Source organism: Palleronia salina, assembly GCF_900141995.1.
Taxonomy (GTDB): domain Bacteria; phylum Pseudomonadota; class Alphaproteobacteria; order Rhodobacterales; family Rhodobacteraceae; genus Palleronia; species Palleronia salina.
Genome location: NZ_FQZA01000001.1, coordinates 301232 through 315873, shown reverse-complemented (window position 1 = coordinate 315873; position 14642 = coordinate 301232). Strand labels below are relative to the sequence as shown.

Sequence of the window (14642 nt, the reverse complement as noted above, 5' to 3'; positions counted from 1 at the left end):
GCGCGAATACCCTAGTTACCTTGGCAAGGAAGGACTTATCCATGCCACGCGACCTCAAGATTCCCGATCAGCGCCACCCCGAGAAGGCCCGCAAGCCCGAGACCCCGCGCCTGAAGAAGCCGGACTGGATCCGGGTCAAGGCGCCGTCCGGCAAAGGCTATTCCGACACCAAGGCCATCATGCGCGAGCATAACCTCGTGACAGTCTGCGAAGAGGCGGGCTGTCCCAACGTGGGCGAATGCTGGTCGCAGGGTCACGCCACCATGATGATCATGGGCGAGATCTGCACCCGCGGCTGCACCTTCTGCAACGTGGCCACCGGTCGCCCCGACGCGCTGGACGTGTTCGAACCGGGCCGGGTGGCGGACGCGGTGAAGAAGCTGGGCCTTAACCACGTGGTCATCACCAGCGTGGACCGGGACGACGTGGATGACGGGGGGGCCGAGCACATCGCCCAGACCATCCGCGCGACCCGTCGGCAGTCTCCGGGCACCACGATCGAGGTGCTGACGCCCGACTTCCTGCGCTGCGGTCCCGAGGCCCTGGAAACCGTGGTCAAGGCGCGGCCCGACGTGTTCAACCACAACCTCGAAACCGTCCCGGGGCTCTACCCCGAAGTGCGGCCCGGTGCGCGGTATTTCCACTCGCTGCGCCTGCTGCAACGGGTGAAGGAGATGGACCCGACCATGTTCACCAAGTCGGGGATCATGGTGGGTCTTGGCGAAGATCGGCAGGCCGTGATGCAGGTCATGGACGACATGCGCGCGGCGGATGTCGATTTCATCACCATCGGCCAGTACCTCCAGCCCACGTCCAGGCACCACGCGGTCGCCCGCTACGTCACGCCCGAGGAATTCGCCGGCTACGAGAAGGCGGCCTGGGGCAAGGGGTTCCTGATGGTGTCGGCCACGCCGCTCACGCGGTCGAGCTATCACGCGGGCGATGATTTCGCCCGGCTGTCGGCGGCGCGCCAGGCGAAACTGGGCAACGGCTGAGAACGCTGACCGGCCTTGCCGGGCTGCGTCCGAGATTTCCCGGCTTCATGACAGATCGAGAGCGGCGACAGGCAAGGCCTTCGCCGCTTTCGCGTCTTTACGGTCATGTCGTGAAGGGGGAAGGCCGCCGGGTTGCCGGTGTCACGCCTCCTTGGCCGGATGTGACACTGCGGGCCGGTCAAACGCGCCCGGTCAGAGACACCTCTTCCACGGCCTGTCAGACCAAGGACGCCAACGAAAAAGGGCCCGGCGCAATGCCGGGCCCCAATCTGTTGGCGGGACAGGTCGGTTCAGCTGCCCCAGCTGCGCACCGGACCGCAATCCATGTGCACGAAATTCGACGAGGTATAGCGCCCGACGCCCCCGGCGGCGCAGGCCGACGCGGCGCGGTACATCTGCGCGACCGAGCGCGAATTCATCCGCAGGTCGGCGGCTTCGCCCTTCAGGTGGCGCGAGTTCTTCGCCACGCCCGACGAGCGGCTGCGCAGCATCGCGTTGGTCTGGGGCGAACGATAGCCCGAGATCAGCAGGTACGATTCGGTCGTATCCATCAGGTTGTGCGCGGCGGCCATGATGTCGAGCGTGCGGGTGTCGATCGACTTGACCTGGTTGTTCCGCCAGTCGCGCATGACGTGGTTCACCTCGGCCAGCGCGTCCTTGATGTAGCTTCCCTCGATCCAGTAGATCGTGTCGAGGCTCTCACCGGTCCGGCCGTTGTAGATCTTCAGCCTGCGAATGTCGCCCGCACCACGCAACAATCCGAAAGCGTTCGAATAGGTGGGTGCCGCTGCCAGAGCCGTTGCTGCGAATGCACCCAGCAAGCCGCGCCTGGTCATGCCAGTCGTCCGTGAAGTGTCCATGAAGGTAACGTCCCGTTTTTAAGTTGCCCTGCCAGCCCCGTTGGTCGGAGCTTGGTCTTTGCCTCTGCAAGACGAGTCATGGCACAAAGCGGACCGTTCAGAAAGGCCCCGAAAAGCCAAACGCCATTTGGTTCCATAATTCGGCAGATTCTTGCTTAACTCCGCTGCGTTACCGTAAGGTGAAAAAAACGTATCAAAATGTTGCGCGGACATCACTTTCGAAGATGTGAAATGACATGGCCGCCAAACCAAGATCTTGTGGAACCAAACGCCGTCGATCAGGTGTTTGATTGGAGACAGAAATTTTGACGATGGGATATCGCCTATGCGTGCTGCCTTGATGACCCGCGGCCTGGTGGCCGGTTTCGCGATCTACGCCGGTGTGGCCGCCCTCGCGCCTGCCGCCGTGGCGCAGGTGACCGCCTTCAAACAAGCCGTGGCCGTGGCCGCCGCCGAGGATGACGACCTCGCCGCCTTCTACCGCGACGGCGGCTACCAGCCCATCTGGGTCGGCGACGACGCCGATGACCGGGCCCGGCGCGAGGCACTGCTGTCCATCGTGGGAAAGGCCGACCTGCACGGCCTGCCGCGCGGACGCTACGACGCCGACACCCTGCGCGACCTCATGACCAGCGCCCGCAGCGAGCGTGACCGCGGCCGGGTCGAGGTCGAGCTCAGCCGCCTGTTCCTGCGCTTTGCCACCGATCTGGAAACCGGCATCCTGACGCCCGCGCAGGTCGACAACAACATCAAGCGCGAGGTTCCGACCCGCGACCGGCTGGAACTGCTGCGCGCGTTCGAACGCGCGCGGCCAAACACCTTCCTCAACAACCTGGCGCCGGCCTCGGCCGAATACACGCGGCTGGTGCGCGAGAAGGTCAAGCTGGAACGCCTGATCGCCGATGGCGGCTGGGGCGGCCCACTGACCGTGGGCAAGCTGTCGCCGGGCGACACCGGCGATGCGGTCATCGCGCTGCGCGACCGGCTGATCGCCTTCGGCTATCTCGACCGCAGCGACACGCGCCTGTTCGACGCCTCGATGACCCGCGCGGTCGAGCAGTTCCAGGCCGATCACGGCCTGGTCCAGGATGGCATCGTGGGCGGCGACACGCTGACCGAGATGAACCGCAGCCCCGTGGACCGGCTGGGCCACATTCTTGTTTCGATGGAACGCGAGCGGTGGATGAACCGGGACCTTGGCGACCGGCACGTGTCGGTGAACCTCACCGATTTCCGCGCCAAGATCATGGTCGATGGCGAGATCTTCTTCCAGACCAAGTCGGTCATCGGCAAGGACCAGGACGGTCGCCGCACGCCCGAGTTCTCGGACGAGATGGACCACATGGTCATCAATCCCAGCTGGTACGTTCCCCGCTCGATCGTGGTGAACGAATATCTGCCCCAGCTGCGGCGCAACCCCTATGCGCTCAGCTACATGGAAATCACCGACAGCCGCGGCCGCAAGGTCAACCGCGGGCGGGGCTTCAGCCAGTACACCGCGCGCAGCTTCCCGTTCTCCATGCGCCAGCCGCCGAGCGACCGGAACGCCCTGGGCCTTGTGAAGTTCATGTTCCCCAACAAGTACAACATCTATCTGCATGATACCCCTGCAAAAAACCTGTTTTCGCGCGACGTGCGGGCCTTCTCGCACGGCTGCATCCGGCTGAACGACCCGTTCGAATTCGGCTATGCCCTGCTGTCCATGCAGACCGACGATCCCGAGGGCGAATTTCAACGTCACCTGCGCTCGGGCCGTGAAAGCCGCGTGAACCTCGAGAACCCTCTGCCGGTGCACATCATCTACCGCACGGCCATCGCCAAGCCCGAGGGCGGCATGGAATACCGCCGCGACGTCTACGGTCGCAACGGTCGCGTGCTGGCCGCCTTGATGCGCGCCGGGGTGGTCCTTCCGGGGGCGCAAAGCTAGGGTCCGGCCCGACACACCGGAGGATCCCATGCAGCTGACACTGGCCGCAATCGCGAGCGGGCTCGACGCGCGTCTCGAAGGCGATGGCGATGTCCCGATCACCGGCGCGGCCGAACCCGCCGACGCGGGCCCGGAAGACTTGGCGCTGGCCACGGCGCCGAAATACGCCGAAGGTCTGTCCAAGGGCCGCGCCCGGGCGGCGATCCTGTGGGAAGGGGCCGACTGGCGGGCACTGGGGCTTGACGGCGCGCTCTACGTTCAGCGCCCGCGCGTCGCCATGGCACACCTGAGCGCGCTGGTGGATCCTGGCCCCGAGATCGCGCCGGGCATCCATCCCACCGCGATCATCGATCCCGAGGCCGAGATCGGCAGCGACCCCGCCATCGGGCCCTTCGTGGTCATCGGACGCGGCGCGCGGATCGGTGCGCGCGCGCGGATCGCATCCCACGTGAGCATCGGTGTGGACAGCCGGATCGGGGCGGACGCGATCCTTCATCCCGGCGTCCGCATCCAACACGGCGTCAGCATCGGCGACCGTTTCATCGCCCAGCCGGGTGCGGTGGTCGGGGCGGACGGTCTGTCTTTCGTGACCCCCGAGCAGTCGGGCGTCGAACGTGCGCGCCAGTCGCTCGGCGATCAGGGCGAGATCAAGGGGCAAAGCTGGACGCGCATCCACTCGCTCGGCGGCGTGACCATCGGCGACGACGTGGAACTGGGGGCCAACACAACCATCGACCGTGGCACCATCCGGGACACGCGGCTGGGGGACGGCTGCAAGCTGGATAACCTCGTGCATATCGCTCACAACGTGGTCATGGGGCGCGACTGCCTCTGCGCGGCGCAGACCGGCATCGCCGGCTCTACCGTGATCGGCGATCGCTGCGTCTTCGGCGGGCAGTCGGGCGTCGGCGATAATCTGAAGGTCGGCGACGACTGCATCATCACCGGCGGCACGGGCGTGTTGTCGAACGTGCCCGCGGGCCGCGTCATGGCCGGGACGCCGGCGGTGAAGATGGACGCCCACGTGGAGATGTACAAGGCGCTGCGCCGCCTGCCACGCCTGCTGGACCGGCTGAAGCCCGGTCAGAAACCGGTTTCAAATCCGCCCGACAGTGACTAAATCAGCCCCGTGACCAAAGGGGCGATCGCATGGCCGACGACGTGAAAACCAAGGTGATCGAGATCCTGGCCGAGCAGGCCGTGCTCGAACCCGGGGATATCGCCATGGACCAGACGCTGGAAGACCTGGGCATCGACAGCCTGGGCCTGGTGGAGTCGATCTTCGCCATCGAGGAGGCCTTCGACATCTCGGTGCCGTTCAACGCCAACGACCCGCAGGCGGGCGATTTCGATATCTCGTCCGTTGCCGCAATCATCGGCGCGGTCGAAGGTCTCGTGGCGGCGCAGAAGGGGTGAGGCGGGTCGTCATAACGGGTGCCGGGACCATCAACGCGCTTGGCGCGTCGGTGGCAGAGACCCTGGAGGCCATGCGCGAAGGGCGCTGCGGCATCGGCCGGCTGGATATTCGCGACGTGGACCGCCTGACCGTGCAGATCGGCGCGCAGGTGCGCGACTACGACGAAGCGGCCCATTTCAACCGCCAGCAGATCGCCCTTTACGACCGTTTCACGCAGTTCGCGCTGCTCGCGGCGGACGAGGCCATCGCGCAATCGGGGCTGACCTTCGAAGGGCCGCTCGCGGCCCGCGCGGGCGTGGTCATGGGCACCTCGGGCGGCGGGCTGAACACCCAGGATGAAAACTACCGCGCCGTCTACGAGGACGGGAAGAACCGGGTGCATCCTTTCGTGGTGCCCAAGCTCATGAACAACGCGGCCACCAGCCACGTGTCCATGCAGCACAACCTGAAGGGGCCAAGCTTCACCGTCGCCACCGCCTGCGCGTCCAGCAATCACGCTATGGGCCAGGCCTTCCAGATGATCCGGGCGGGCATGACCGACGTGATGGTCACCGGCGGGACCGAGGCGATGCTGTGCTTCGGCGGGGTGAAGGCGTGGGAAGGCTTGCGCGTCATGTCCAAGGACGCCTGCCGCCCGTTCTCGGCCACGCGCAACGGCATGGTTCAGGGCGAAGGCGCCGGCATGTTCGTCTTCGAGGAATACGAGCACGCGCGCGCCCGCGGCGCCGAGATCCTGGCCGAGGTCGCCGGCTTCGCCATGTCCTCGGACGCGTCTGACATCGTCATGCCGTCGAAACAGGGCGCCTCGCGCGCCATCGCGGGCGCCGTCTCCGACGCTGGCATTCCGCTGGAAAGCGTGGGCTACATCAACGCCCACGGCACCGGGACGGCGGCCAACGACAAGACCGAATGCGCCGCGGTGGCCGACGTGTTCGGGCACCACGCCAATGACCTGATGATCTCGTCCACCAAGTCGATGCACGGGCACCTGATCGGTGGCACCGGCGCGGTCGAGCTGCTGGCGTGTCTCATGGCGCTGCGCGACGGGGTGGTGGCGCCCACGATCGGCTACGAAGAACCGGACCCGGAATGCGCGCTGGACGTGGTGCCGAACGAGGCGCGTGAGGCACGGGTGGACGTGGCGCTGTCCAATGCTTTCGCCTTCGGCGGGCTGAACGCGGTCCTGGCGCTCAAGCGGGCCTGACGCCGCCGGTTCGCGTATCGTCTTTCGCAGGAGTGGGTTCGACCCGCGCGGTCCAGGGGATCGTGCCGCCGTTCGGGGTTGCGCCGGGCCGCCCCCGTGACGGGCGGCCCGATCAGCGGGATCAGTTCGTGTTCGCTTCTGCCACCGCTTCATAGCCCGCGGTGAAGCCCGACAGGGACACCGTCAATTCGATGGTCTGGTCGGGGGCCGCGGCGGGCGCGATGGTCAGGGTGCCCTGCGCGCCGCGCTTGAACGACTCGACCTCGGCGCCGGTCAGACCGATGCGGGAAAAGCAGCCGGCAGCTGCGCAGAACTCGAACGGGTAGCGCTTGGCCTGGCCGCTGTCGATCTGCAGTGTCAGCGCACGGGTCAGCAGGGTTTCCAGCGGCGTGATGATCGTGGCACCGGCCTGCGCCTCGCGGCCCGGGGGCAGGGGGAAGACGCTCATTTCGGCCACCGCGTTGCCGTCACTATCGCGCAGCAGCTGGTAGAGCTGGCACGGATCGCTGCCATCCTCGGTGCGGATGCAACGCTGCTGCCAGTCGCCGAACTCTCCGGCGGTGTAGGATCGGCCGGGGGCGTTCTCGTCCTCGACCGGGGCGCCCATCGACAGCCCGTCGGTGCCCGAGGGTTCGACCACCTGGGGGGCGCTTTCGGTCTCGGCGCCGTCGGTGGCGGCCGCGTCGTCCTGGGCGTGGGCGCCGAAGGGCAGGGCCAGCAGGGCCGCAAGCGACAGGGAATACATCAGTTTCGGCATGGGACTTCCATCTTTCGTGTCTGGTGTGCTGGCGCAGGCCATAGCAAATCCGGCCCGGGGTGTCAGGCCCGTTTTCCAAGGGGCCGGACACGAAAAAGGCCCCGGAAACGGGGCCTTTGACGCTGGTGTTATCTCCCTGCTGGACTGGCCAGCCTGTTATTGCCGAGGACGCTAGAAGCAATTGCATAGTCCGTCAACTGACATTTTCGCGCAGCCATGACCGGATTTTGGGCAATTTTCCTGCGATCCGCAGCCTCAACAAGAAAAGGGCCGCGCCGGGTGCGGCGCGGCCAGTCCAACAGGGAGAAACCGATGCGGTGACCCGTGGCGGGCCAGTCATCGGTGCCGTCAGACTGGCACGATCGGGTTAAGCATGTATTGCTAACGCAAATACGACGAACACGGGGGCGTGATCATGGACGATATCTTTGTCGGGGGCGGCGGCGAGGGATACGGCACGCCCCAACCCCTTCTGCGGAAATACGCCAACCGCCACGGCCTGATCGCGGGCGCGACGGGCACCGGCAAGACGGTCACCCTGCAGATCCTGGCCGAGAGCTTTTCGGCGCGCGGAGTCCCGGTGTTCCTGGCCGACGTGAAGGGCGACCTGTCGGGCCTGGCCTCCGCCGGGCGCGCGGATTTCAAGCTGCACGAGGCGTTCACAAAGCGCGCGGCGACCATCGGGTTCACCGATTATGCCTATGACGCCTTCCCGGTGACCTTCTGGGATCTGTTCGGTCAGAACGGCCATCCCGTGCGCACCACCCTGGCCGAGATGGGGCCGCTGCTGGTCAGCCGGCTGCTGGACGCGACCGAGGCGCAGGAGGGGATCATCAACATCGCCTTCCGCCTGGCCGACGAACAGGGCTTGCCGCTTCTGGACCTGAAGGACCTTCAGGCGCTTCTGGTCTGGGTGGGCGAGAACGGCGACGCGCTGTCGCTGCGCTATGGCAATGTCAGCCGGGCGTCCATCGGCGCGATCCAGCGCCGGCTGCTGGTGCTCGAGAACCAAGGCGGCGCGCAGCTCTTCGGAGAGCCCGCGCTGGAGCTGTCGGACATCATGCGCACCGATCCCGACGGGCGCGGACGGATAAACATCCTGGACGCGGGCACGCTCATGTCCTCGCCCAAGCTCTACGCGACCTTCCTGCTGTGGCTTCTGTCCGAGCTGTTCGAGGAGCTGCCCGAGGTCGGCGATCCGGACAAGCCCAAGCTGGTCTTCTTCTTCGACGAGGCGCATCTGCTGTTCGAGGACGCGCCCAAGGCCCTGGTCGACAAGGTCGAACAGGTCGCGCGGCTGATCCGCTCCAAGGGCGTCGGCGTCTATTTCATCACCCAGGATCCCGACGACGTGCCCGAGGATATCCTGGGCCAGCTCGGCAACCGCATCCAGCACGCGCTGCGAGCCTTCACCGCGCGGGACCAGAAGGCGCTTGCCCGCGCCGCGCAGACCTACCGCTCGAACCCGCGCTTCGACACCGAGGACGCGATCCGCGAGGTCGGCGTGGGCGAGGCGGTCACGTCGCTGCTGGCGGACAAGGGCGTGCCGGGCGTGGTCGAGCGCACGCTGATCCGGCCGCCGTCGGCGCAGCTGGGCCCGATCTCGCAGGCCGTGCGGCGCGAGGTCATGGACACCTCGCCCATCGCAGGGAAATACGAAGCCGTGCGCGACCGCGAAAGCGCCTTCGAGATCCTGAGCGCGCGCGCCGACAAGGCCGCCGCCGAAGCGGCGGAAGCCGAAGCCGAGGAAGAGGCCGCCGCCGAGGCGGAGCGCGAATACCGCGCGGCCCGACGCTATACCGGGCAGCAGGTGAAGCGATCCACCTCGCGCCGGTCAAGCAGTCTCGACAGCCTGGGCGAGGCGATGACCAAGGCGGTCATCAAGGAGCTGGGTGGAACCACCGGGCGCCGCCTTGTCCGTGGCATCCTCGGCGGCCTGTTCCGCGGGCGCTAGGCCTGCGGCATGGAAGAACACGGCCACAGCCCCGAGGAGATCCGCACCCGCATCGGCGCGCCACGCGGCCGCGGCTACCTGCGCGACGTGGTCTACGGTGCCATCGACGGCGGTGTGACGACCTTCGCGATCGTGGCGGGCGTGGCCGGGGCCGGGCTGTCGCCGCTGGTGATCGTCGCGCTGGGGCTGGCGAACGTGTTCGCCGACGGGTTCTCGATGGCGGCGGGCAACTATTCCGCCACCAAGTCCGAGGTCGACGACATCAGCCGGCTGCGCGCGGTCGAAATGCGCCATATCGCCACCGACCCCGAGGGCGAGCGCCGCGAGGTCCGCGAGATCCTGCGCCAGAAGGGCCTGTCGGGCGACGTGCTCGAGGAGGCGACCGCGCAGATCACATCCCGCCGCGAGCCCTGGCTGCAAATGATGCTGGAAGGCGAATACGGGCTGGGATCGGTCGCGCCGCATCCCATGCGCGCGGCGCTGGCGACCTTCGCGGCCTTCCTCGTCACGGGCATGGTGCCGCTGCTACCGTTCCTTTTCGGAATGGAGGACGCCTTCCGCGTGTCCAGCGTCGCGACCCTGACGGTCTTCTTCGCCATCGGCGGGCTGAAAAGCCTCTGGTCGCTGGCGCCCTGGTGGCGGTCGGGCCTCGAGACCCTGTTGATCGGCGGGGCTGCGGCGGCGGTCGCCTACGGGATCGGATCGCTGTTCTAGCGCGCGGGCTCGATCCGCGTGACGCCCACGGCGGCGGCGCGCGCCAGTTCCGGGTCGAGCGTCATCGGAATGTATTCGCCGCGGCGCCACAATTCGCCCAGGTCGTCGTAATGCCGCGACAGCGGGTGGCCCGATTGCCCGGTCGAGATCACGAAAAGCGACGAGTCGGGATCAGCGAAATCGTAGATCCCGCGATAGCCCGCCGCGCTCACGTTGCGGAACGGGTTCGGCCCATCGCCCGCCGTGCGGCCCCGTTGCAGCGTGTTGTCCCCGCCCGAGGTGGACTGGCGGATGTTGAACAGCCACGAGAGGCCCGAAACTTCGCCCAGAACGGGATGCTCGTGCACCGCCTCGTGCGCGTCGCCCCAGCGCAGGGATTCCAGCGCGGTGCCATAGCGCTCGGAGATCCAGATCAGCGCGTCGTCCAGCGCAAGCCGCGCCATGTCGGAACAGGTCTCGACCCGGGCCGACTGCACCACGTCGCACCAGACAGACGCGCCGTTCACGTCGCGGTAGACCCGCTCGATGAACAGGGGCTCGAGCCGCGCGAATTCATCGGCGAGCGGTCCCAGCTCGTCTGTTATCAGGCGCGATTGCAGCGCGCGCATCCAGGCGGCGTAGATCAGCGGCTCGGGCAGGTGTTCGTTCATCTCGCCGTTCCAGCTGGCCACCAGGTCCAGCGCGCGCTGGCGCAGCCGTTCGGGCGTGCCCTCGGGCGCGGCCTCGCCCGTGAACCACAGGTCCGCGCCGATCAGCGGCAGAAGCGACCGGGCGGTGAAGCTGACGGTGTCGAGCTGCGCCTCCATGAAGGACTCGCGGGTGTGGACTTCGCGGCTTTGCATCAGGCGCCGCCAGCGCTGGACCCGCTGGGTGTCGCCCCAGGAATACGAGACATGCAGCGGGAAGGGCCGGTCCACGGTCTTGTTGTTGGTGTTGCCCACGATGCCACCGGCGGGCCCGACGAATTCGGGATTGGTGGTATAGGGCAGGCGGCCGTCCCAGCGGTTGTCGGCGATCCAGCCCGGCGTGGGCAGGCGGCCCTTGGACTGGTGGCCGTCGGCGCGGCGCGGGGCGGCGCCAATCATCTTCATGCCCACCGTTTCGCGGTCGACCAGCGTCAGGTTCTGACTGGGGGCAATGAAGCCTTCCATGGCGTCGATGGCATCGGGCACCGTCTTGGCCTTCAGCAGCTCCAGCCCGGCCGAAACGGAAGTGTCGGCGGGCGACAGCACCGTCCAGCTGACCGACGCGACGTGACCCGGCGGCGTGATGGTCTCCAGGTCGAAATGGCGGCCGGGCAGGACCGGGCCGTTATCGGACCACCGCAAGGTCAGGGTGATCGGCTCGGCATCCTTGATGAGCACGATGGAGGTCCGTTCGCGCAGCGGCTTCCAGCCCTCGGGCGTCAGGACCTCTTCGGGGTTGTCGGGGTTCAGCCGCTCGATATGCACATCGACATCGTCGAGATAGGACGAGGTCAGCCCCCAGCCCAGTTCCGACGACCGGCCCAGCAGGATCGACGGCACACCGGGCAGGCTGCCGCCGATGACGCCGCCCGATTCCAGCTCCAGCCGCGCCAGGTACCAGACCGACGGCGCGGTCAGGCCCAGGTGCGGGTCATTGGCCAGAAGCGTGCCGCCCGAGGCCGAGCGACTGGTGTCGGCGGCCCAGGCATTGGACGCGCCACCCAGGCCCAGCGGCTTCACCGGATACAGCGGATCCTCGGGCGGCAGGGACGCCAGCCGCGTGCCCGGCGCGTCCTCGGCCCCCGGCACAAGCGACGCGTATTCGGGAAGCGTGGCGATCCCGTTGCCCGCGGGGCTGGGCATGATGTCCTCGACGCGTGGGTCGTCCATCTGAAGCGACACGCGGGCGCGCAGGACTTCGTTCGGAAGGTGCGAGTTCAGCTGCAATGCCATGAGCTTGGCCAGCGCGATGCTGTCGGCGGGCTGCCACGGCGCGATCTGCGGCGAGAACAGGAAGAACTCGGGCGCGCCGCGCCCCATGGCGCCGTCATTGACCTGCGCCAGCCACGCGTTGACCCCGTCGGCGTAGGCGCGCAGCGCCTCGGTCGCGTAAGGCGTCTGCACGTCCACCGAACGAGTCGCGAGGTTGTAGAGGTCGAGCCGGCGCAGCAGCTCGTCCGTGCGCACGGTCCGCTGGCCGAAGATCTCGGACAGACGCCCCTGGGCCGTGCGCCGCAGCAGCATCATCTGCCACAGCCGGTCCTGCGCGTGGGCGAACCCCAGCCCGAAGAAGACGTCCGGATCGCTTTCGCCGAAAACATGGGGCACGTTGGCGTTGTCGCGCACGATCTCGACCGGGCCGGACACGCCGTCGAGCCGGTAGCTGGCGTCGTAGTCGGGCAGGGACCGCGACGCGAACCACAGGGCGATCACCACGGCAAGGATGGCGAGGCCGGCCAATGCCAGAAACAGCCTCAGCGACCAGCGAAAGATCGATGCCATTGTGCCCTTGGTCCCCCCGTGCGCGTGCGGTGGGTATTGGATCGCACCGCCCCAAGCGTTAGCTAGCCGCATAAGATATTTGAAAGCGGAGGTGAAGGCATGGCGAAAGTAGCGTTTCTGGGACTGGGCGTGATGGGATACCCGATGGCGGGGCATCTGGCCGCCGCGGGGCACGAGGTCTGCGTCTACAACCGGACCGAAGCGAAGGCCGAGAAGTGGACCGAAGAGCATTCGGGCACCCACGCATCGACACCGGGCGCGGCCGCGGCGGGCTGCGATTTCGTGATGGCCTGCGTTGGCAACGACGACGACCTGCGTTCGGTCTGTCTTGGTGAAGACGGCGCCTTCGCCGGAATGACGGGCAACGCCATTTTCGTCGACCACACCACCGTGTCAGCCATGGTCACGCGTGAGTTGGCCGCCGAGATACCGGGCCGCTATGTCGACGCGCCGATCTCGGGCGGGCAGGCGGGGGCCGAGAATGGCCAGCTGTCCATCATGTGCGGCGGCGACGAGGCGGCCTTCGCCAAGGCCGAGCCGGTGATGGAGGTCTATTCCAAGATCTGCCGCCGGCTGGGCGACGTGGGCGCGGGCCAGATGACCAAGATGTGCAACCAGATCGCCATCGCGGGCCTCGTGCAGGGCCTGAGCGAGGCGCTGCATTTCGCCCAGACCGCCGGGCTCGACGGCCGCGCGGTGGTCGAGGTCATCAGCCAGGGCGCCGCCGGCAGCTGGCAGATGTCGAACCGTTACGAAACCATGCTGGACGACAAGTTCGACCACGGCTTCGCCATCGACTGGATGCGCAAGGACCTGGGCATCTGCCTGGCCACCGGCGACGAGATCGGGGCGGCCCTGCCGGTGACGGCGCTGGTCGACCAGTTCTACAAGGACGTGCAGAACATGGGCGGCGGGCGCTGGGATACCTCGGCGCTGATCAAGCGGCTGGCGGCCTTGTCGAAGGACTGACGCGCGACAGATTGCGAAACGAGAACGCCCCGGCCATCGGCCGGGGCGTTTTTCTGTCAGGATGCCCGGGGCCGGGTGGTCAGATCACCATGACGTCCAGCGGCGGGAAGCCGTTGAAGCCGACCGAGCTGTAGCTCGAGGTATAGGCGCCGCAATTGCGGATCACGACGCGGTCGCCGGCGCGCAGGCTCACGGGCAGCGAAACGGGACGCTTTTCGTACAGCACGTCGACGCTGTCGCAGCTGGGGCCCGCAAGGATGCAGGGGCCGGCCTCGTCGCCATCGCGAGCGGTCTCGAACTGGTAGCGGATCGCCTCGCCCTCGGTCTCGGCCAGGCCCGAGAAGCGGCCCACATCCAGATACACCCAGCGGTGCAGGTCGTCGTCGCTCTTGCGGCTGACCAGCAGAACCTCGGCGGCAATGGCGCCGGCATCGGCCACCATGCCGCGACCCGGCTCGGCCATGATCTGCACGGCGTCGCCGAAGCGCGCGCGCACCTGGGCCATCACGTCGCGCGAGTAGGCTTCCAGCGGGTCCACGTCGTCGCCGTGGAAGGCGGGAAAGCCGCCACCGATGTTCAGCAGGCGCAGGTCGAAACCGGCGGCGCGGACGGCGTGCCAGGTGGCGGCCACCTGATTCAGCGTGTCGGACCACATATGCGCGTGACGGGTTTGCGAGCCCACGTGGAACGACAGCCCGATGGCATCGAGGCCCAGATCGCGGGCATAGGCCAGCAGGCCCTCGACCCGGGCGGGCGCGCAGCCGAACTTGCGGGTGAGCGGCCAGTCGGCGCCCGTGGGTTCGACGATCAGGCGCAGATAGACCTGCGCACCGGGCGCATGCTCGGCGATTTTCTCAAGCTCTTCCTCGGCATCGGCGGCGAACATGGTGATGCCCGCGCGATGGGCGAAGGCGATGTCGGTCGCGCGCTTGATGGTGTTGCCGAAGCTCACATGCTCGGGGCGGGCACCCATGCTCAGGCACAACTCGATCTCGCCGCGCGAGGCGGCATCGAAATGGCAGCCCAGCATCGCCAGGCGCTCGATCACCTGGGGTGCGGGGTTGGCCTTCACGGCATAGTGGATCGACGCATCGCCCAGGCCGCGCTGAAGGGCCTGGAAGTTCCGGGACACGATGTCCAGGTCCAGGACCAGAGTAGGCCGGTCAAACGTGGTCGCGGCGATGGCCGCGTCCAGACGGTCGGTGATGGAATCGGTACCGCGCAGAGCGCGGTCTGTGGCAAGGGCGGTCATGGGCATCTCCAGTGGACCCGGAGGGACTGGTTCAGCCCCCCGAAAGTGACAGCGGAGACGTTACCGTCGCTGCGTGAGGGCAATGGCCCGAACAGAGGCGCGTGCGTTGGCGTCTTGGTCGCGCA

The 14642-nt window shown here is 67.3% G+C and carries 12 protein-coding genes; 8 read left to right on the top strand and 4 right to left on the bottom strand.

Annotated features, from left to right (window positions below; genetic code table 11):
* Positions 1-41 precede the first annotated feature (41 nt).
* Positions 42-995: a lipoyl synthase gene (lipA, locus tag BUB76_RS01515; RefSeq protein WP_073125931.1), complete on the top strand. Its 954-nt coding sequence runs from the start codon at positions 42-44 to the stop codon at positions 993-995.
* Positions 996-1285: 290 nt separating this feature from the next.
* On the opposite strand, the gene mepK is transcribed toward lipA, so the two are convergent.
* The gene (gene mepK, locus BUB76_RS01510; RefSeq protein WP_236736939.1) at positions 1286-1831 is read right to left on the bottom strand and encodes a peptidoglycan L,D-endopeptidase MepK; all 546 of its coding nucleotides are present in this window, start codon (positions 1829-1831) and stop codon (positions 1286-1288) included.
* A 364-nt stretch (positions 1832-2195) separates the two neighbouring features.
* Here mepK and BUB76_RS01505 point away from each other — a divergent pair, with 364 nt between their 5' ends.
* The 4 genes from BUB76_RS01505 to BUB76_RS01490 are packed head-to-tail and all read left to right on the top strand — an operon-like array spanning position 2196 to position 6403.
* Positions 2196-3782, top strand: a complete 1587-nt coding sequence (locus BUB76_RS01505) for a L,D-transpeptidase family protein (RefSeq protein WP_236737828.1) — start codon at positions 2196-2198, stop codon at positions 3780-3782.
* A gap of 28 nt (positions 3783-3810) precedes the next feature.
* Positions 3811-4902 (top strand): UDP-3-O-(3-hydroxymyristoyl)glucosamine N-acyltransferase, encoded by a 1092-nt coding sequence (locus BUB76_RS01500; protein WP_073125928.1) that lies wholly within the window; start codon positions 3811-3813, stop codon positions 4900-4902.
* A 29-nt stretch (positions 4903-4931) separates the two neighbouring features.
* A complete protein-coding gene (locus BUB76_RS01495; RefSeq protein ID WP_073125927.1) occupies positions 4932-5198 on the top strand; it encodes an acyl carrier protein in 267 nt (88 codons plus the stop codon).
* Positions 5195-6403: a beta-ketoacyl-[acyl-carrier-protein] synthase family protein gene (locus BUB76_RS01490; protein WP_073125926.1), complete on the top strand. Its 1209-nt coding sequence runs from the start codon at positions 5195-5197 to the stop codon at positions 6401-6403. Before BUB76_RS01495 ends, BUB76_RS01490 begins: the two co-directional genes overlap by 4 nt.
* Before the next feature lie 121 nt (positions 6404-6524).
* On the opposite strand, the gene BUB76_RS01485 is transcribed toward BUB76_RS01490, so the two are convergent.
* The gene (locus BUB76_RS01485) at positions 6525-7160 is read right to left on the bottom strand and encodes an invasion associated locus B family protein (protein WP_073125925.1); all 636 of its coding nucleotides are present in this window, start codon (positions 7158-7160) and stop codon (positions 6525-6527) included.
* A gap of 415 nt (positions 7161-7575) precedes the next feature.
* Between BUB76_RS01485 and BUB76_RS01480 the strand changes: the two genes are divergently transcribed.
* Together BUB76_RS01480 and BUB76_RS01475 are read left to right on the top strand one after the other, a co-directional pair.
* Positions 7576-9114, top strand: coding sequence for a helicase HerA-like domain-containing protein (locus BUB76_RS01480; protein ID WP_175550248.1), 1539 nt, complete (start codon positions 7576-7578; stop codon positions 9112-9114).
* A 9-nt stretch (positions 9115-9123) separates the two neighbouring features.
* Complete coding sequence (locus BUB76_RS01475) at positions 9124-9828, top strand: VIT1/CCC1 transporter family protein (protein WP_073125924.1); 705 nt, start codon at positions 9124-9126, stop codon at positions 9826-9828.
* On the opposite strand, the gene BUB76_RS01470 is transcribed toward BUB76_RS01475, so the two are convergent.
* Positions 9825-12296, bottom strand: a complete 2472-nt coding sequence (locus tag BUB76_RS01470) for a penicillin acylase family protein (protein WP_073125923.1) — start codon at positions 12294-12296, stop codon at positions 9825-9827. The genes BUB76_RS01475 and BUB76_RS01470 overlap by 4 nt on opposite strands.
* Before the next feature lie 99 nt (positions 12297-12395).
* Between BUB76_RS01470 and BUB76_RS01465 the strand changes: the two genes are divergently transcribed.
* Positions 12396-13265, top strand: coding sequence for an NAD(P)-dependent oxidoreductase (locus BUB76_RS01465; RefSeq protein WP_073125922.1), 870 nt, complete (start codon positions 12396-12398; stop codon positions 13263-13265).
* Positions 13266-13344: 79 nt separating this feature from the next.
* On the opposite strand, the gene BUB76_RS01460 is transcribed toward BUB76_RS01465, so the two are convergent.
* Positions 13345-14523, bottom strand: a complete 1179-nt coding sequence (locus BUB76_RS01460; RefSeq protein WP_139250744.1) for a type III PLP-dependent enzyme — start codon at positions 14521-14523, stop codon at positions 13345-13347.
* Positions 14524-14642: the final 119 nt, after the last annotated feature.

Coding starts and splice junctions, on each gene's coding strand:
- lipA (WP_073125931.1), top strand. CDS start 42: ATGCCACGCGACCTCAAGATTCCCGATCAGCGCCACCCCGAGAAGGCC.
- mepK (WP_236736939.1), bottom strand. CDS start 1,831: ATGACCAGGCGCGGCTTGCTGGGTGCATTCGCAGCAACGGCTCTGGCA.
- BUB76_RS01505 (WP_236737828.1), top strand. CDS start 2,196: ATGACCCGCGGCCTGGTGGCCGGTTTCGCGATCTACGCCGGTGTGGCC.
- BUB76_RS01500 (WP_073125928.1), top strand. CDS start 3,811: ATGCAGCTGACACTGGCCGCAATCGCGAGCGGGCTCGACGCGCGTCTC.
- BUB76_RS01495 (WP_073125927.1), top strand. CDS start 4,932: ATGGCCGACGACGTGAAAACCAAGGTGATCGAGATCCTGGCCGAGCAG.
- BUB76_RS01485 (WP_073125925.1), bottom strand. CDS start 7,160: ATGCCGAAACTGATGTATTCCCTGTCGCTTGCGGCCCTGCTGGCCCTG.
- BUB76_RS01480 (WP_175550248.1), top strand. CDS start 7,576: ATGGACGATATCTTTGTCGGGGGCGGCGGCGAGGGATACGGCACGCCC.
- BUB76_RS01475 (WP_073125924.1), top strand. CDS start 9,124: ATGGAAGAACACGGCCACAGCCCCGAGGAGATCCGCACCCGCATCGGC.
- BUB76_RS01470 (WP_073125923.1), bottom strand. CDS start 12,296: ATGGCATCGATCTTTCGCTGGTCGCTGAGGCTGTTTCTGGCATTGGCC.
- BUB76_RS01465 (WP_073125922.1), top strand. CDS start 12,396: ATGGCGAAAGTAGCGTTTCTGGGACTGGGCGTGATGGGATACCCGATG.
- BUB76_RS01460 (WP_139250744.1), bottom strand. CDS start 14,523: ATGCCCATGACCGCCCTTGCCACAGACCGCGCTCTGCGCGGTACCGAT.